Origin of the sequence: Bradyrhizobium sp. HKCCYLRH2060, assembly GCF_051168135.1 — a bacterium.
Taxonomy (GTDB): domain Bacteria; phylum Pseudomonadota; class Alphaproteobacteria; order Rhizobiales; family Xanthobacteraceae; genus Bradyrhizobium.
The window spans coordinates 75,065-92,857 of the sequence record NZ_JBNPUK010000004.1 but is presented as its reverse complement, the minus strand read 5'-3'; the positions used below and the strand labels follow the sequence as shown (position 1 = coordinate 92,857).

The 17,793-nt window shown below is 66.2% G+C and carries 16 protein-coding genes; 6 read left to right on the top strand and 10 right to left on the bottom strand.

Going from position 1 to position 17,793, the window contains the following annotated elements:
- The 4 genes from ACQR10_RS11215 to ACQR10_RS11200 all read right to left on the bottom strand — a co-directional run bounded on the left by ACQR10_RS11215 (nucleotide 1) and on the right by ACQR10_RS11200 (nucleotide 3,251).
- Entirely contained in the window at nucleotides 1-939 is a 939-nt protein-coding gene (locus ACQR10_RS11215) for a S1/P1 nuclease (RefSeq protein WP_316215948.1), read from the bottom strand.
- Between the two features lie 259 nt (nucleotides 940-1,198).
- Nucleotides 1,199-1,807, bottom strand: coding sequence for a hypothetical protein (locus ACQR10_RS11210; protein WP_316183107.1), 609 nt, complete (start codon nucleotides 1,805-1,807; stop codon nucleotides 1,199-1,201).
- A complete protein-coding gene (locus ACQR10_RS11205) occupies nucleotides 1,804-2,475 on the bottom strand; it encodes a hypothetical protein (protein ID WP_316215947.1) in 672 nt (223 codons plus the stop codon). The genes ACQR10_RS11210 and ACQR10_RS11205 overlap by 4 nt, the downstream gene beginning before the upstream one ends.
- The gene (locus ACQR10_RS11200; RefSeq protein ID WP_316183105.1) at nucleotides 2,472-3,251 is read right to left on the bottom strand and encodes a MotA/TolQ/ExbB proton channel family protein; all 780 of its coding nucleotides are present in this window, start codon (nucleotides 3,249-3,251) and stop codon (nucleotides 2,472-2,474) included. The genes ACQR10_RS11205 and ACQR10_RS11200 overlap by 4 nt, the downstream gene beginning before the upstream one ends.
- Nucleotides 3,252-3,446: 195 nt before the next feature.
- On the opposite strand from ACQR10_RS11200, the gene ACQR10_RS11195 reads away from it, so the two are divergent.
- Both ACQR10_RS11195 and ACQR10_RS11190 read left to right on the top strand, forming a co-directional pair.
- Entirely contained in the window at nucleotides 3,447-4,805 is a 1,359-nt protein-coding gene (locus tag ACQR10_RS11195) for a sensor histidine kinase (protein ID WP_316215946.1), read from the top strand.
- A 10-nt stretch (nucleotides 4,806-4,815) separates the two neighbouring features.
- On the top strand, nucleotides 4,816-5,463 hold the full coding sequence (locus ACQR10_RS11190; protein WP_316183103.1) for a response regulator transcription factor: 648 nt from the start codon (nucleotides 4,816-4,818) through the stop codon (nucleotides 5,461-5,463).
- Between the two features lie 182 nt (nucleotides 5,464-5,645).
- Here the strand turns inward: ACQR10_RS11190 and ACQR10_RS11185 are convergent, their stop codons facing one another.
- Complete coding sequence (locus ACQR10_RS11185) at nucleotides 5,646-6,233, bottom strand: TetR family transcriptional regulator (RefSeq protein WP_316183102.1); 588 nt, start codon at nucleotides 6,231-6,233, stop codon at nucleotides 5,646-5,648.
- Complete coding sequence (locus ACQR10_RS11180) at nucleotides 6,230-6,403, bottom strand: hypothetical protein (protein WP_315801167.1); 174 nt, start codon at nucleotides 6,401-6,403, stop codon at nucleotides 6,230-6,232. Before ACQR10_RS11180 ends, ACQR10_RS11185 begins: the two co-directional genes overlap by 4 nt.
- A 281-nt stretch (nucleotides 6,404-6,684) precedes the next feature.
- On the opposite strand from ACQR10_RS11180, the gene purB reads away from it, so the two are divergent.
- Nucleotides 6,685-7,992, top strand: coding sequence for an adenylosuccinate lyase (gene purB, locus ACQR10_RS11175; RefSeq protein WP_316215945.1), 1,308 nt, complete (start codon nucleotides 6,685-6,687; stop codon nucleotides 7,990-7,992).
- Nucleotides 7,993-8,019: 27 nt separating this feature from the next.
- On the opposite strand, the gene ACQR10_RS11170 is transcribed toward purB, so the two are convergent.
- Both ACQR10_RS11170 and ACQR10_RS11165 read right to left on the bottom strand, forming a co-directional pair.
- Nucleotides 8,020-8,784 (bottom strand): hypothetical protein, encoded by a 765-nt coding sequence (locus ACQR10_RS11170; protein ID WP_316215944.1) that lies wholly within the window; start codon nucleotides 8,782-8,784, stop codon nucleotides 8,020-8,022.
- A gap of 132 nt (nucleotides 8,785-8,916) precedes the next feature.
- The gene (locus ACQR10_RS11165) at nucleotides 8,917-11,349 is read right to left on the bottom strand and encodes a DUF2235 domain-containing protein (RefSeq protein WP_316215943.1); all 2,433 of its coding nucleotides are present in this window, start codon (nucleotides 11,347-11,349) and stop codon (nucleotides 8,917-8,919) included.
- Between the two features lie 275 nt (nucleotides 11,350-11,624).
- Between ACQR10_RS11165 and ACQR10_RS11160 the strand changes: the two genes are divergently transcribed.
- A complete protein-coding gene (locus ACQR10_RS11160) occupies nucleotides 11,625-12,167 on the top strand; it encodes a cytochrome b (RefSeq protein ID WP_316183097.1) in 543 nt (180 codons plus the stop codon).
- Between the two features lie 81 nt (nucleotides 12,168-12,248).
- On the opposite strand, the gene ftsH is transcribed toward ACQR10_RS11160, so the two are convergent.
- Together ftsH and ACQR10_RS11150 are read right to left on the bottom strand one after the other, a co-directional pair.
- Nucleotides 12,249-14,096: an ATP-dependent zinc metalloprotease FtsH gene (gene ftsH, locus ACQR10_RS11155; RefSeq protein ID WP_316215942.1), complete on the bottom strand. Its 1,848-nt coding sequence runs from the start codon at nucleotides 14,094-14,096 to the stop codon at nucleotides 12,249-12,251.
- Between the two features lie 66 nt (nucleotides 14,097-14,162).
- The gene (locus tag ACQR10_RS11150; protein ID WP_315801173.1) at nucleotides 14,163-15,116 is read right to left on the bottom strand and encodes a lipid kinase; all 954 of its coding nucleotides are present in this window, start codon (nucleotides 15,114-15,116) and stop codon (nucleotides 14,163-14,165) included.
- A gap of 573 nt (nucleotides 15,117-15,689) precedes the next feature.
- Between ACQR10_RS11150 and ACQR10_RS11145 the strand changes: the two genes are divergently transcribed.
- Both ACQR10_RS11145 and ACQR10_RS11140 read left to right on the top strand, forming a co-directional pair.
- Complete coding sequence (locus ACQR10_RS11145) at nucleotides 15,690-16,667, top strand: TerC family protein (protein WP_316215941.1); 978 nt, start codon at nucleotides 15,690-15,692, stop codon at nucleotides 16,665-16,667.
- Between the two features lie 28 nt (nucleotides 16,668-16,695).
- Entirely contained in the window at nucleotides 16,696-17,649 is a 954-nt protein-coding gene (locus ACQR10_RS11140) for an exopolysaccharide biosynthesis protein (protein WP_410051402.1), read from the top strand.
- Nucleotides 17,650-17,793: the final 144 nt, after the last annotated feature.

Below are 17,793 nucleotides of genomic sequence, written 5' to 3'. Positions count from 1 at the left end.
CTACCGCAACACCACCTCGAGAAGGTTGGCGAGCCGCGCAGCGGCGAGCGCGGCCTGCTTGCGGGCAAGGTCGCGGGCGTTGGTCTCGTACTCGCGGGTCAATTCGACCGGCTGCTTGTCCGTGCGAACGGGAGCGGCATAGGCCACCGTCTTGGCGAGATCGAAGCTCTCTTGCGCCCACACCGCGGGGTCGATGATCTGCGCCTTGCCGGCGTCGGGCGTGACGGTCGACAGGCCTCCGCGCTGGTCGGCGTCGACGATCGCGCCGAACACGGTCGAATAGCCGCCGAAGATGCCGTCCCAATAGGCGTGCAGATTCTGCGTCTCGCCGTTGGCGGCGATCACCTGCTCCTCATTGCCGCCGCGGTCGCCGCCTTTGTCGGGAAGCGCGGACGAATAGCGGGCGATGGCGTGCAGCGGCTGGTGCAGATCGCCGACGAGGTGGATGCTCCAGCTGAGGCTGTACGAACGCAGCGGCTCCGAGGCGTCGGTGTTCGCCGGCAACTTGGCGATCATCAGCTTGAGCTGCGACACCGCATCCACAGCATCAGGGCGCGGCAGCGGCGTGTCGTCGGCCGAGAACAGCGCGTCCTTGTAGTGCCAGTACTGATGCTTGAGGTGGCCGTACGGCACCAGCTGCTTCGCCGTCGAATCCGTGACCTGATCGTCGTAATAGTCCGGCTTCATCTTGATGTCGTCCGGCCAGGTCGCCGCATGCACGAAAGCGTATAGCTTCTCCTGTCCAACAGGCGCGCCGGCAACCCAGCTGGCGTAGTCGGGATTGAGCTTGAGCAGCGCATCGGCCCGGTCCCGCGTCGCCGGGGACAGCTTCTTGTAGGCCAGATAGGCGATCTGCATGTGGCCCTCGTCCCACCAGGCCAGAGCCGGTCCGGCCGGCCACAACATCAGGGCCAAAAACGCAATCATCAGCTTACGCATCGCGAAGCCCCCTCGAGATTCAATCAACAAATGAAACGCGCATTCGGCTGGATTACTAGACGATCCTGAGCCTAGCTTGAATGGAGAAAGTTGGCAATTTCACCGCTTGCGCCGCGGTCATTTTCCGCCGTCATTGCGAGCGCAGCGAAGCGATCCAGGGCTGCGAACTGGACCCTGGATTGCTTCGTCGCTTCGCTCCTCGCGATGACGGTGGCGAGTTATCGACTCTCCGCTGGGAGGTTCTTCCGCGTCGCCCCGTTCACTGCTCGTCCTTCGGCGGCATGCGCGGCGGCAGCAGTGGCGTGAACGAGACGCCGTCGCCAGCGTTCTTGGCGGCCTTGAACTCGCCGGTGGAGGGATCGCCGCCGGCGGTCTCGATGATGGTCTTCGGCAGGATGTATTCGCGCGCGGCGTCGATGACGCCGCCGTCGCCGGTGCCGAAATCAGCGGCGCGGCCGCCCTGCGGATGGCCCGCCGCGATCTGGTCGGCGGCGTGCTGGGCCTTGTCGGCAAGTGTGTCGCTGTAGGGAATGCGATAGGCGCGCGGCACGCCGCTCGGACGGTTGTCGTCGTCCAGCGCCTCGACCCACAGATAGACCGCGCCGGGATCGCCCTCGACGGAGTGCGGATCGACGATCCGCACCTGCAGCACCTTGAAGCTCCGCGGCAGCCGGTCGACGCTGGCCCAGCCGAGCAGGCCGCGGGCGCCGACGAAGCTGCCGACATAGAACGCGCTGGTGACGATCACTGCGACCGCCTTCACCTGCCACGGCAGCCTTGCATAGACCAGCACCAGCAAGAGCAGCGCGCCGATCAGCGCATAGCACACGGACAGCGTGACGATGACGGTCTGCAGATTGCTCATCATCGCCTGATCATCCTGACGCCGGTCTTGGGATCGAGGTCGGCGCCGTTGGCGCGGACATTCCGGAACGTCTCCAGCAACGATTTCGGCCGCCGCTTGACGTCGATCACCTTGCCTTCCGCATTGAGCTTGAAGCGCAGCGCGGTCTTCTCGTCGCCGGAATGGTCGAGCACGACCTTGTCGTCGAAGATCACCTGCGCGGTCGGATTGAGCTTCTGCACCTTCACCGTGGCCTCGACCGGCGCGCCGCTGACGTTCTGGAAATGCGAGATGTTGACGGTGTATTCGCCGGCGACGATGCCTCTGATCGTGACGATCTCCTCGCGGATCGGCGACGGGATCTTCAGGCCGTTGACCAGGATGAAATCGTTGGCGCCGCCGCGGTCGTCGCGATCGAGCGTGAGGAAGCCGGCCTCGCGATGCCGGTACCAGGCGATGTTGCCGACCGGGTCCTGCACGAACAGGTCGAGATCGTCGGGATGGTTGTCCGGCCAATCCATCGTGATCAGGAACTCGGCCTTGCTGTCCACCTTGCCGTCCTTGGCGTCCGGCGAGATCGCGAGCACCGCGATGAAGAAGAAGAATGCGACGATCTGCAACGCCTTGAACAGCATCACGCTGAACGGGTCGAACTGCTCCTCGCGCGGATAGAGTCCGAAATCGTCCATCATGCGTCCTGCTCCGGCGCGCGATCCATGGCGCGCTCGAGCCGCGGTGTCACCCGCGTCTCGGTGAGCATGACCGCGTCCGAGAACACGCGCCCGGTCGCCGCATCCAGCATGTAGTACTGGATGCGCACCAGGATCGAGCCGACGAGGCCGGCGAGCGTCGTGTACATCGCCACCGCCATGCCGTCGCTCATCAATCCCATCGAGGACTTCATCGCCAGCTTGTCGTTGATGTCGAGACCGGCAATCGGCGCCAGCATGATGATGAAGCCGATGATGGTGCCGAGCAGGCCGAGCTTCATCAGCGTGTCCGAGGCGAAGCCGCCGAAGCCGTTGGAGCCGCGCAGGCGGTCGGCGAGCGTCCGCAGCAGCAAGGTCTGGTCGAGACGCCCTGCCCCTTGCGTTTGCGCCTTGGTGACGAGGCTGCGGATGTGGTTGGTGACGAGCCCTTTGGGAAGCAACTGCGCATCAGGTTCGAGCGCGCGCGCCGCATCGGGCCCGATCAGCACGGCGCGGCAGCGCCGCGCTGCATCCGCCTCGCGCGCGATCGCTCTGGTGCGCCAGAAGCAATGGCAGCAGGTCACGACGTAGAGCACGGCGATGACGCTGGAGATGTAGGTGCGGTCTGAGGCGACCATCAGGTGGAAATAGCCGTAGCGGGCGAGCACCACGGCGGCGAATATCGTGAGGCCGGTGAAGATCATCCAGAGCAGCAGCGGCCCGCGCTCGGCGCTATCGCGCGCAGGTTCCACCCGATCGGCACTGCTGATCACGCTCATGCAAGACCTCCCGATGCGCGCCTTTTCGTTCGGCGCTTCGCAGAGGGAGTTAAGCAGAGCGGCGGAACAGCGTCCAAAGACATCTGCCTCGAGGCGCTCGGGAAAATTTCCCAACCTGCGGCTTGCTGCAGTGCATTTACTTGGCGGAGCACCAGCCCATTGTTACGCTGCGGCAAAAGCCGTGGAGAGGATCGCATGCGTCTCGTGCTCCAGCTCATTGCGCGCCTCGCGCTGATCGTGCTGCTGTGTCTGGCCGCCGCGGCCGTATGGGTCACCGTCGACGCCTATCGCAGCGTCGACCGCGCCACCGCGGCATCGGCCGACCGGGTCTCGCAGGCGCTGGAGGCGCTGTATTGGCGCGAGCTGCTGCTGCGCGGCAACCGGTCGCGCGAGCGGCTGCTGCCGCTGCCCGACTGGCGCACGACCGAGACCATGAAGCTGATCGCGCCCGGCATCTGCGTGCAGCTCAAGCCCGAGGCCGCCTTCGAAAGGCCGCTGTGCGGCCAGAGCAAGGGCCTCGGCGCCGCGCCGCCGCGCTGGTTCTCAGGCGCCGTGGAAGCCATCCTCGGCGATCACGCGGCGGTCGCGCAGCCGATCAGCGCGCGCTCCACCACGGCGGGAACCGTTTCGGCGATCGCCGATCCCGATGCGGCGATCCAGCTCGCCTGGCTGCGCATCCAGGACAGTTTTGGCGTGGCACTGGCGATGGCGATCGCGATCGGCGTGCTGGCCTCGCTGGCGATCGCGCATGCGCTGGCGCCGGCGCGCAGCATCGTCCAGGCCCTGCAGCGGATGGCCGAGGGCGACCACCGCCCCGCACTGCCGCGCTTCCGTTCGATGGAGCTCGCCATGATCGGCCGCGCCGTCGGCGAGCTCGGCGACCGGCTGGCGCAGGCCAACGAGCAGCGCGCCGCGCTCACCGAGCGCCTGCTCGACATCCGCGACGAGGAGCGGCGGGCGCTGGCGCGCGAGCTGCACGACGAATTCGGGCAGAACCTCACGGCCATCCTCGCCTTTGCCTCGACGATCGAGAGCACCGGCAGCAGCCGCAACGATCAGGTCGCGCAGGATGCGCGCATGATCACGCAGTCCGTCAGCCATCTGATGGCCTGCCTGCGCGGCACCTTGAGCCGGCTGCGCCGTCCGCTCACCGAAGAGCTCGGCCTCGCCGCAGGCCTGATCGCGCTGACCGAGAACTATCAGCATGCCGCGCGACCCGCGATCCGGCTCGACCTGCACGGCGATCTCGCCGACATCCAGGGCCCGGTCGCGGTCACCGCCTATCGCATGGCGCAGGAATGCCTGACCAATGCGCTCCGCCACACCAGCGCGAGCGAGGTGTCGTTGCGGGTCGAGCGCCGTCAGGGTCCGGAGAGCGCGCTCGTGATCTCGGTCGAGGACGACGGCGGCGGCGATGCGACATTGCTGGCGCAATCGCGCGGCTTCGGCCTGACCGGAATCCGCGAGCGCATCGCCGCCGTCGGCGGCTCGCTGTCGATCGGCCCGGCCGCGCGCGGGCTCAGCGTCTCCGCGACAATTCCACTGGCCGCCTGAGATAACGGGGATGCCCGAGCGCACAGGCATTTCGATCCTGCTGGTCGACGACCACCCGGTGGTCCGGCAAGGCTATCGCCGCGTGCTGGAGAGCCAGGAGGGATTTCGCGTCATCGCCGAGGCCGACAGCGCCGCGGCGGCCTATGCCGCGTTCAAGGCGCATGCGCCCGACGTGGTCGTGCTCGACATCTCGATGAAGGGCGCCAGCGGGCTGGAGGCGATCCGCAACATCCGTGCCCGCGACAATCGCGCCTGCATCCTGGTGTTCTCGATGCATGGCGAGGCGCCGCTGGTGAAGGCAGCGTTCGCCGCCGGGGCCGGCGGCTTCGTTACCAAGAGCAGCGAGCCGTCGGCGCTGGTCCGCGCCATCCGCATGGTGATCAGCGGCGGGCGCGCGCTCAGCGACGACGTCGCCCATGTGCTGGCCGCCGACAGCCTCGATCCGCAGCAGACCGTGCTGGACCGGTTGGGCGAACGCGAGATCGAGATCCTGCGCCAGTTCGCCTCGGGTCTGACCACCGAGCAGATCGCCGCCAACCTGCACCTCAGCGTCAAGACGGTGCAGAACTATCATTATCTGGTGAAGGCCAAGACCGGATTGCAGACGGATGCACAGCTCGTGCGGCTGGCGGTCACAAGCGGGCTGACGGATTTGTAGCCCTGATGCCGTAGGGTGGGCAAAGGCGTTGCCGTGCCGTCACCACACGCGAGATCGCAGCGGCGCCGTGCCCACCATCTCACCGCGGTGTGTGTCGATCAATGGTGGGCACGGCGCGCGCTATCTCGGCCCAACCCGATGTCGTGCCATGCGCCTTTGCCACCCTACGAGTTCCGCGACAACTAACGCGCCGCAAGCCCGCGCAACAACAACGTCAGCACCGCATCGGCTCGGGCCGAGCAGGTGCACTCGCTCCACTCGTCGGCATGGGCCGGATGATGAAAACTTCTCGTCGCATCGAAGATCGCGGCGGCCGCAACTTTTGGATCGGCGACGTCGAACGCGCCCTGCGCGACGCCCTCCGCGATCATGCCCTCGACCTGGGCGATCAGGTTCTGCTTGTGCGCCTTGACCACCGAGCACGCCTCGCGCGCCAGGGTGAGATAGGTCGCGAACATCTCCGGATCTTCGCAGACCCTCTTCTGCTTGGCGCCGAACAGCTCGCGCAGCCAGCGCTCCAGCTTCGCCGGCGCGGGGCCCGGCTCCGCCGCGATCTGCGCCAGCGGCGCGCTGACCCGCTCGAGCCAGCGCTTGGCAACCGCCTCGCGCAGCGACGCCTTGCTGGGAAAGTGACGATAGACGGAGCCGTGGCTGACATCGAGCGCTCTCGCGACGTCGACGACCGTCGCTTTGGCGAGCCCGTAACGGCGCAACACATCCTCGGTGACTTCGAGGATGCGCTCGGATGTCAGAACCACGGCCTCATTCATGCGTGCACCATATCGGCGTCCGACGTATGCGCCTTGATCTGGATCGTCTCAGCCCGATCAGCGGACGACGGCGCGCGGAACTTGGCGGCCTGGGCCTCCAGGTGACGCGCGACCTGGAGATTCAGCCAGTCCTGAAATTGTGAGTGCAACAATCGCTTTTCAATCTTCATCGAAGCGGTCCTTCGCAGTTGAAACCGCTGAACCCAAGGTCAGACAGTGGAAGTTGGTCTTAAGCACGGTGGCACAATCGATATACATCATCGCGCTGACAGATTTCAATATCTGTCAGCACGATTTTTGAGAAATGGTATTATAGTCTTGAATTGAGCCGCCAGCTCGCCGGAAAGACCGCCGTTTGTGTCGATCCGGCCGCTCTGGTAAAGCGCGGCGTAAAATGCCGGCGCGGACGCTTGGTCCCGCCCACCTTCCCTCCCGCCTCGGAGCGCCGTCGATGATCCCCCGCTATTCCCGTCCCGAAATGGCCTCGATCTGGGAGCCGCAGACCCGGTTCAAGATCTGGTTCGAGATCGAGGCGCATGCGGCGGACGCCCTGGCCGAGCTCGGCACGATCCCGAAGGACGCCGCCAAGACGATCTGGGCCAAAGCCAAGGACGCCACCTTCAACGTCGCCCGCATCGATGAGATCGAGCGCGAGACCAAGCACGACGTCATCGCCTTCCTGACCCATCTCGCCGAGATCGTCGGCCCCGAGGCGCGTTTCGTGCACCAGGGCATGACCTCCTCCGACGTGCTCGACACCTGCCTCAACGTCCAGCTCACCCGCGCCGCCGACCTGCTGCTCGCCGATCTCGACCGCGTGCTGGCGGCGCTGAAGACGCGCGCCTTCGAGCACAAGATGACGCCGACCATCGGCCGCTCGCACGGCATCCACGCCGAGCCGGTGACCTTCGGCCTCAAGCTCGCTTATGCCTATGCCGAATTCTCCCGCGCGCGCGAGCGCCTGGTCGCCGCCCGCAAGGAGGTCGCGACCTGCGCGATTTCCGGCGCCGTCGGCACCTTCGCCCAGATCGATCCGCGGGTGGAAGAGCACGTCGCCAAGGCGATGGGCCTGTCGCCAGAGCCGATCTCCACCCAGGTGATTCCGCGCGACCGCCACGCGATGTTCTTTGCGACCCTCGGCGTCATCGCTTCGTCCGTGGAGCGCCTGGCGACCGAAGTGCGCCATCTGCAGCGCACCGAGGTGCTCGAAGCCGAGGAGTTCTTCTCGGAGGGCCAGAAGGGCTCGTCGGCGATGCCGCACAAGCGCAACCCGGTGCTGTCGGAGAACCTCACCGGCCTCGCCCGCATGGTGCGCGCCTATGTGACGCCCGCGATGGAGAACGTCGTGCTCTGGCACGAGCGCGACATCTCGCACTCCTCGGTCGAGCGCATGATCGGCCCCGACGCCACCGTCACGCTCGACTTCGCGCTGATGCGCCTCGCCGGCCTGATCGAGAAGCTGCTGGTCTACCCGGCCAACATGGAGAAGAACCTCGACAAGCTCGGCGGCCTCGTGCACTCGCAGCGCGTGCTGATCGCGCTGACCCAGAAGGGCGCCAGCCGCGAGGACTCCTACAGACTGGTCCAGCGCAACGCGATGCCGGTGTGGCGCGGCGAAGGCGACTTCCGCACGTTGTTGAAGGCCGATGCCGACGTGAAGAAGTACCTGACCGACGCCGAGATCGACGAGCAGTTCGACCTCGGCTACCACCTCAAGCACGTCGACACGATCTTCAAGCGCGTGTTCGGGGAGACGTGATCCCGTGTCGGGCAGGCGGACGTCGCGTCAGTCCGCCTCCTCGCACTTGTCCTGCTTGACCTTGAACATCTTCCGAAACTGAGTCTCGAGCGCGCTCCGCATCGCCTCCATCTTCTTGGCGCCGGTGTTGCGGAGGTTGTAGTTGACAGCGCAATTGGTCCAGCCGAAATTGACGAGGTAGATCCGCATGCGCTCCTGCCCGTCCGCCTTCTGGGCTTCGGCAGAATAGCGGGCGTTGCAGGCCTGCGGGCTGGCGTTGTTGGCGCAGCCCTGCGCCACGGTCTGGCGAAACATCTGCTGCAGGTCGGTCTTGCCCTCGATCGCGTCGACGAAGCGTGCGCAGGCGGCGGCAGGCTGATAGTCGCGCAATGCCGAGGGCATCTTGAAGCCGCGGGTCTGTGCCAGCTCGAAATCGCAGCTGTCCTTCAGCTCCGCCACCCTGGCGCGGCGATAGTCGTCGACGCCGGGCAGCGCGATGAACTCCAGCCGGGCGGCGGCGTCGAGCGCAGCCTTGCAGGTGCGATCGATCTTATCGGGGTCGAGCGCGGCGACCGCCTTCGGCTCGAACGCCGGCAGCGTGCCCGGGGACTCGAAATCGGACGGGCCGAACAGCAGACGCGTGGTGTTGCGCAGCCGCGTCTCGTCGTACTTGGCGGGATCGTACCGAACCGTGAAACGGCAGCCGCTGTCCCAGGACATCGTCCGCTCGGCTGCATTGGCGCTGGCGGCGGCGAGCGTGACGGCGGCGAGCGCCAGGCTTGCGATCCATCCGGTCCAGCTTCGTCGGGTCATGGCACTCCTCGCAGGCGACCTTTGCCTGCATCCTACCCTGTCCCCGCGCCGACGCCAGTCCGTGCCGCACACATCCGCAGCGCGACGTCGTCACGCTCGACGTGGCGATGCCAGACCTGGCGGCGCGCGCAGCTACAGTTTCTTCAACGAGACGACCGCACTACCCTTGTTGTTGAAGTAGAATCGATACAACAGCCAAGGAAACAGGATGGACGTGTCGTTGACGTAGACGAACACCTCCCCATCGCTGCGGGCCGTGAACCTGGCTGTCCAGCGGCGGCTGCCGGGCGTTTCCTGCTGGAAAGCCGGGAGATGCTCCTCAAGCCCGGTGCTGCCCACCCGCACGATCGGCGCGAACCAGTTCGACCAGATCAGACGCTTGAATGGTATCCCGGGTAGCTGGGTCCAGGTGCCGTAACCGAAGCCGGCCGGAGTCGCAGGGATGCCGCCGTCGCTCCATGCCTCCCCGACGTCGAGCACGATCTGATAGGTCTCGCCCTGCGCCACGGTCAGCGCCGTCGGATAGCAATGGTGCCGCGTCTCGAACACTGGCCGGATGCTTCCACCAGGGTATGCGCCGATCTCTGTCTGCTCGACCTCGGTCGGCCTCAACGTCTCCTTGCAGAACAGCCCGGCCGTATTGGCCGCGCCGAACCCCAGCCACCAGAACAGCCAGAACATGATGGCGAACGGGAAGATCCACGTTTTGAGGAGATAGAAACCGGCAACATACCAGCCCTGGCGGCGCAGCGAATAGACCGTCGCGCGCCAGCCGGTCACCGGCGTGTGCCGTGACAGATCGTTCCAGGCGATGCGTGCGGTATCGCGGATCTTCTGCTGAAGCGAGGTGCCCCACGACGTCAAGCCGAGCGCCACAGCTACCCCGATCAAAAGGAAACCGGGCGAATCCCGAAACGCGACGAACCAGGGGTCGAGAAATTTTGGCAGGAACGCAGCGGCCGCGTTGACCGCCGGATCGCCCACCACATGCAGCGGAACATAGAGGAAGCGCGGCCAATAGATGACGGCGTATGGGATCGCCGCGACGAACAGCAGCGCGAACATGGTGACGAAATAGACCACGCGGCGCAGCCACACCCAGTTCCAGACGTCATCCTGGACGCGTATCCGCGCGCGTCCCTGATCGCACGGATGCAGACCATCGGCTGATGTGCCCGAGTCGTCGGTCACGCGGTAGCTGGCCGGCACGACGACCGGTGCATAATGATCGGTGCCCGACCGGATGCGTTCGAACACGGTGTGGTGGATGACAGGCTTCACCGGCGGCAACGGCGGCTGTGGCAGGCTCGGATGCAGATCGCCGGCCAGAAGCTCCGTCTGCGGCTTGAACGGCGAATGCAGCAGCCATTTCATGCGCCTGATATCGTAACGCAGCGAGAGCTTGTACGGCGGCGCGTCGTAGATCTCTCGCAGATTGCGCGGCTTGTAGCGGTAGTAGGCCGCAAGCCCCTTGCGGGAGTCGTTGAGCTTATCGAGCGGATCGATCTCGGGGTCGTAGAGCAGGCTGCGCCGCTCGTCGAGATAGACGAGACCATAGGCCTGAGCCCGGTCCAGCATCCAGTCGAGCGTCACATAGGACAGACCATCCTGCGGATAGCCGCCGCCGATGTCGGAGTGCACGCCGGTGAACCACACCTGGCTGATGCGCTCGCGGTCACTGGCCGGCAGATCGGTGCGCAGATGCGGCGGCGGGTCGGCGCGTTTCGCGGCCTCGCTGCGTGGATCGTGATCGATGCCGAACAGCCAGTCCTTCTTGTCACTCCGGCCGGGCACCGCCTCGTCACGCCCCCACACGTAGCGCTCGTCCCAGATCACCGGGCGGAACGCATCGCGCTCCTCCTCGATCGCGAGCGCATGGCAGGCGCGATGGACCTTCGAGCTCATGAATTGGTCTGGCATCGACAGCGGCCAGATCCAATAATCGATGGCACGGGTCATCTCCTCGATCGGACCGCCATAGGCGTCGACCGTGTCCCAGATGCCGACGAAATGGATGCTCTCCACCTGAATGGGCGGCGGCTCGGGGGGCAGGTTACGCCAGCTGCGCAGCTTGCGGATTCCCCAATCGCGGATCCCGCGGAGATCGAGGCCGATCCTGCCGAGATAGCGGAGGATGCCGCTGTTGTAGCGCCGGCGGTAGCGGCGATAGGCATCGGCGGCGAACCGTGCCAGATCAGCGTCATTGTTGTTGTAGGGAACGAGCCCCTGCCCCGCGATCATCGCCGCCACGATGCGGATCGTGAAAGCGCCGCGGCTGAAGCCGAAGCAGTAGATGCGATCGCCAGGCCGGTAGTTGCGGCAGCAGAAGCTATAGAGCGCAATGACGTTGCGCTTCAGGCCGAAGCCAAAGATGCCGCCGAGCGCCGCGAACAGCTTGAACGACGAGGTGCCGACGCCGTCGTCGTAGAACGCGATCTGCCGGCTGGGATCGCGCAGATCGAGCAGTTGGAACAGCCGCCAGACATTCGTCTTGAACAAGGCCTTGGCACTGTTGCCGGTCCCATCCGACAGCAGCACGATGTTTCTCGCAGCAGAGTTGGACATGAGGCCCCCCGACCAGAATGCCGGAGCGGAGCTTGGGACCCAATTGTAATAAAAGCAAGGCGCAATCCCCGCGCGAGCGACTTGGGCTGCTCGGCCTGTCAGATTGCTCTCGGGATCGCAGCAGCGACCGTCTCCGCGCAGCTCGCATCACCCAGAAATGATCGAGAGAGACCCTCATCCAGTTGTCGTGCGAGAGGACGTCGACCTCTGATCCTTCGACATCGCGCCAGCGTGGTCTTATGCAGGCCGCTCCTTTGCGCGTGCGAGACCCGGATATGATCGAGACGACGACCGCCTATGATCCCCTGCTGCGATGGATTCACTGGGCCACCGCCCTGCTCTTCATCGCGGCCATGCTGATCGGCCTGTATTGCGGGCTGCAGCCGGCGGGGACGTCGCCACGGCGCGAGCTCCTGGAAATCCACAAGTCGCTCGGCATCACGCTGTTTCTGCTGGCGATCGCCCGGCTGATCGTGCGGGCCCGCACCAGCGCCCCGCCCGCACCCGCGGCGTTCGGTCCGGTTGTCCGCGCGCTGTCGCAGCTCAATCACTGGGCGCTCTATGCCGTGCTGCTGGTGATGCCGGTGACCGGCTACATGTTCTCGTCGGCCGGCGGCTATTCGCTGCGTTATTTCGGAACCTTCAGCTGGCCGCGGCTGTTCGCCGGCGACAAGGCGATCGCCCATGCCGGCGAGGTCACGCACGATACGCTGGCCTATCTGGTCTATCTCGTGGTCGGCCTGCACATCGCGGCCACGCTCTGGCACGCGTTCGTCAAGAAGGACGAGACCTTGGCCCGGATGTGGCCGCGGCGGTGAGCGTAGGCGCGTCGCATCTCGTCGTAGAATGATCACTCTCGCCCGTCATGCTCATCGATCGACCGACAAGCATGAGACCCATTAGATCGGCTTCGCTGCCACGACGAGATCGCCGGCGCGCTGGTCCTGCTTCAGCAGCGCGGCCAATTCGCTCTCATCGAGCGTCTCCTTGACCAGCAGCCGGCGCGCGGCGCGCTCCAGGACGTCGCGCTTGTCCTGCAGCAGCTTGCGGGTGCGCTCGAGCGCTGCGGTCACGATGGTACGCACCTCGGCGTCGATCGCGTCGCCGGCCGCCTCGCCATAGTCGGCGCTGCGCGAGGCGCCCGGCGCCAGGAACGACTGGTTGTCGCGCTCATAGGCGACCGAGCCCAACTGCTCCGACATGCCGTAGCGCGTCACCATCGAGCGGGCGATGTCGGTGACGCGGCGGAGGTCGTCCGCGGCGCCCGTCGACAGATGGCCGTAGACCACGAGCTCCGCGGCGCGGCCGCCGAGCAGCACCGCCATCTTGTTCTCGAGCTCCTCGCGCGTCATCAGGAAGCGGTCCTCGGTCGGACGCTGGATGGTGTAGCCGAGCGCGCCGACGCCGCGCGGAATGATCGAGACCTTGTGCACGGGATCGGTGCCGGGCAGGCTCATCGCCACGATCGCATGCCCCATCTCGTGATAGGCGACGATCTCGCGCTCCTTCGGATTGAGCAGCCGGTTGCGCTTCTCGAGCCCTGCGACGATGCGCTCGATCGCGTTGTTGAAATCATCGAGCGTCACCTCGTTGGCGCCGCGCCGCGTCGCCAGCAGGGTGGCCTCGTTGACGAGGTTGGCGAGATCGGCGCCGGTGAAGCCCGGCGTCAGCGCCGCGACCTTCTCGGGATCGACGTCGGCGGCGAGCTTCGCCTTCTTCAGATGCACGTTGAGGATCTGGATGCGGCCAGGCTTGTCGGGACGGTCGACCAGCACTTGGCGGTCGAAGCGGCCGGCGCGCAGCAGCGCCGGATCGAGAATCTCCGGCCGGTTGGTCGCCGCGAGCAGCACGAGGCCGGTGGAGGAATCGAAGCCGTCGAGCTCGACCAGGAGCTGGTTGAGGGTCTGCTCCTTCTCGTCATGGCCGCCCGCGAACGGGCCCATGCCACGGGCGCGTCCGAGCGCATCGAGCTCGTCGATGAAGATGATCGCCGGCGCCTTGGCGCGCGCCTGCTCGAACAGGTCGCGCACGCGCGCCGCGCCGACGCCGACGAACATCTCGACGAACTCGGAGCCGGAGATCGAGAAGAACGGCACGCCGGCCTCGCCCGCGACGGCCTTGGCGAGCAAGGTCTTGCCGGTGCCGGGCGGGCCGACCAGCAGCACGCCCTTGGGCATGCGGCCGCCGAGCCGGCCATAGGATTTCGGATCTTTCAGGAAAGAAACGATCTCGCGCAATTCGTCCTTGGCCTCGTCGACGCCGGCGACATCCTCGAAGCGGACGCCGGTGTTGGATTCGACGTAGATCTTGGCCTTGCTCTTGCCGATCTGCATCAGGCCGCCGCCGAGCCCGCCGGCGCCGCCCATCATCCGCCGCGACAGCCAGTACCAGACGCCGAAGAACAGCGCGATCGGCATCACCAGCGAAAGAATGTCGCCGAGGATGTTGCTCTCGACCCGTCCGGTGAAGGTGACGTTGGCCTTGGCGAGCTCCTTGGCGAACTCCTGATCGACGCGGGTCGTCGCGAAGCGCGTCTGGCCGCCCGGAAGCGGCTCCTTCAGCGTGCCTTCCAGGTAGTTCTCGGAGACGCCGACCTCCTTCACCTTGCCGGCGTTGAGCAGATCCTGGAATTGGCTGTAGGGAATGACGGCGACCTGGCGATAGCTCGTCCACGCATTGTGGATCATCATCGCGACGAAGATCGCGACAACAGCGTACCAGAGATTGAAGCGGGTCTGCTTGGTCATGGGTCTCTCGATCGGTGATCAGTCGAAAACGGGCGGCCGCAACCTGCGGATCATCCGGCGCCGCCCTCAGGTGCGGTCCTGCGCTGCGGCCTTGGGCACGAACACCGCCACCGCGCGCGGCAGCACGGAGAAGCGCGCCGGCGTGAAGGTGACGAGCTCGCCGTCGGCATTGATCGGGCGCGGCCGCCGGGTGCGGATCTCGAATGATGTGTCGCGCGATGCGCGCACCTCCTGCCACAGGCCGTGGCGGCCCCTGCGGAAGTCATAGGCCATCGCCAAGAGCTTCCAGACGCGGCCGATCTCCAGCGAATAGAGATCGAGGTGGGAATCGTCGATCTCGGCACGGTGGTCGACCGCCATGCCGCCGCCGTAGTAGCGGCCATTGCCGACCGCGATCTGCAGCGTCTTGACGCGCACCGCGCCGTCGGACGACACGATCATCGCGCGGAACGGCCGGGCATTGGTCAGCACCTTCAGCGCCGTGACCGCATAGCCGAGCCGACCGAACCTGCGCTTGGTCTCCTTGGTCAGTTGACGCGCGAGCTCGGCGCTCAGGCCGAGGCTGGCGACGTTGAAGAACGGATGGCCGTTGACCTCGCCGAGATCGATCCGGCGGCGATGGCCGGCGGCGATCACGTCGACCGCGGCCTCCATGTCCTGGGGCAGGCCGAGCGTACGGGCAAGGTCGTTGGCGGTGCCGGCCGGAATGATGCCGAGCGGCAGGCCGGTCCTGACCAGCGCCGGCGCAGCCGCGTTCAGGCTGCCGTCTCCCCCAGCGACGACGACCGCCTCCGCGTCGTCGGCATGGGCCTCGATCCACGGCGCCACCTCGCGCGGACTATGCGGTGCCGAGATCACGAGATCATAGCCGGCCGCACTCAGCCGCGACACGGCAATGCCGGCCGCCTCGCCGCCGGAGCGGCTGCCGCGGTTGATGATCATCAGGAGGCGGCGCGTTGCCACGGCGGGGCGCGACGGCGGCGCCTTCGCGATCGATACCTGGTCACCCCCCGTGGTCACGATTGTCTCCCGTACACAAGATGCCAGCGCGCCTCGGCGCGCGGGTTCCATACAAAGTGGCGAGCAGGCACTCCGGTTCCATCACGATCCCGGCCCCAACCGGAGGATTCCGGAAGGCACGCGGATGACGATTGTCGGGATGGTGAGGTGAGGGGCGAGAGCCGCGAGGGCCGATAGCTACAAGCGACGCGTGTGGCCGCATCTCGTCAAACTCCTCCGCGCTCCAAAGCGCGCAATACCGTCAGCGGTATCGGTCATAAAAGAGAGTCCGACATCATAGTCCCGGGGACTATCAGAGGGGCCCGGATCTCCGGTCCTCTGGAATTAGTTGACCGACGCCCGCCTGCAAGACGCCTGCCGGGGTGGCAGACACTCTGTCGCACCTCGCCGTTCATCTTGCTGAACGTTGACGCAAACCGCGGGCTCTTGAAAACCGCGGGCTCTTGAAAACCAATCGGCACACACCTACGTCCGTCGCCTACCCCTGGTCCGGGCCCCTCTGGTGAAGCTGCCGGTGCGCTCACGATGTCGGACCTGACATCAATCTCACCGGCCTGATTAAGAGGACCCGTCGTGGAATTCCTGTTCATCGCGTTTGCCGGCAAGCCCGTCTGGATGTGGCTCGCCTTCCTCGCAATCGTGCTCGCCCTCCTCGTCTTCGACCTCGGCATCCTCCATCGCAAGACGCGCGAGATCTCGGTCCGCGAGAGCCTCGTCATGAGCGCCGTCTACATCATGCTCGCCCTGGCCTTCGGCGCCTGGGTGTGGTGGCAGCTCGGCGCCGAGGCCGGCACCGCCTATCTCACCGCCTTCACGATCGAGAAGGCGCTGGCGATGGACAACGTCTTCGTCATCGCCATGATCTTCAGCTATTTCGCGATCCCGCGCGCCTATCAGCACCGCGTGCTGTTCTGGGGCATCGTCGGCGTGATCGTGCTGCGCGCGATCATGATCGGCCTCGGCGCCGCGATCGTCGCCCAGGCGAGCTGGGTGCTGTATCTGTTCGCGCTGTTCCTGGTCGCGACCGGCGTCAAGATGCTGGTGTTCAAGGACAAGCCGCACGACGTCGGCGCCAATCCGGCGCTGGCCTGGATGCGCCGCCGCTTCGACGTCACCGACCGCCTGCACGAGGAGCGCTTCTTCGTGCGCCAGCACGACGCGCGCGGCAAGCCGACCTGGTTCATGACGCCGCTGTTCCTGGCGCTGATCCTGATCGAGTTCGCCGACGTCGTCTTCGCCGTCGACTCGGTGCCGGCGATCTTCGCGATCTCGACCGACCCGTTCGTGGTCTACACCTCGAACATCTTCGCGATCCTCGGCCTGCGCGCGCTTTATTTCGCGCTGGCCGCGATGGTCGATCGCTTCCAATATCTCAAGCTGGCGCTGGCGGCGGTGCTGATCTTCATCGGCTCGAAGATCTTCCTGGCCGACCTGCTCGGGCTGGAGAAGTTTCCGCCCGCCATTTCGCTCGGCATCACCTTCAGTCTGCTCGGCGCAGGTATCGCGTACTCGCTATGGAAGACGCGGCCTGCGGTCGAGCAGATGAAGTGAGGCCGATCAGAGGACATGAGGTTGCTGCGTGGCAATGAATGATGTCGTATCAGACGATGAGGACTCCGTGGCGCGGCGCCGTCACAACGGGCCGATCAGCCGCCGGCTGCTCGCGATCGCCCGCACGGTGCGGTCCGAGGAGCCGTCGATCGGCGAGTTGTTCGACCGGCTGGAGTCGGAAGGTCTCGGCCTGACCCTGCTGCTGCTGACCCTGCCGGCGCTGATCCCGTTGCCTGGCCCATTCGGCATGGTGTTCGGCACGTTTGTCGCGCTGGTCGCGTTGCAGATCCTGTTCGGCGCCGAGCGGCTATGGCTGCCCGAGCAGTTGCGCCGCCGGCCGGTGCCGCAGCGGCTGCTGCGCAAGATCATCCGCGCCGGGCTGGACTGGGCGGGCTATGCCGAACGCGGCCTGCGCGAGGACCGGCTGGTCTGGCTGACCGGCCGGCCGGCGCGGATGCTGCTCGCGCTGCCGCTGCTGCTGATGGCCGTCACCATCATCCTGCCGATCCCGATGGGCAACGTGATGCCGGCGCTGGCGCTGATCGCCGCCTCGATCGGCTTCATGGCCGGCGACGGCCTCGCGGTGCTGGTGTCGATCCTGATTGCAATGGCCGCTGTGGTGTGGACGGCCGTTCTGCTCTACACCGGCGCGGCGGCGGCCGATTATGCCGCAACTCTCCTGGCACGGCTTGCGGTGCAACTGCGGGCCATGCTGGAAAGCATCGGTGTCGATCTCGGCTTTGCCGCCGGCGTGACAACCGTGTTTGCAGTGGCAACCGGCATCGCCGCGCTGGCCCTCTGGGTGCAGGCGGTGCGCCACCGCCGCAGCCGGCGCGCATCCTACGATCCGGCGCAGGATCCCCGCGAGCGCTCCCGCGCGCTGGCGCGTCGCGGCCGCGGCCTCGTGGCCGCCGCGAGCATTGCGACCACCGCAGCCGCCGTCTTCGTCGCCACGCGCTTCATGCTCACCGGCTCGATCTGAAGTTCCCGCTGTGGCAGCGCGGCCGCGCGACGGTGCATTGCGGCTGCGACGGACATATCTCCGTGAGCGCCTGTCCGCGCAAGCGCGAGCACTTGTCATTGAAGCGGCAACAAAAAATGCGACCGGTAAGCGCCGGCGCGTCGC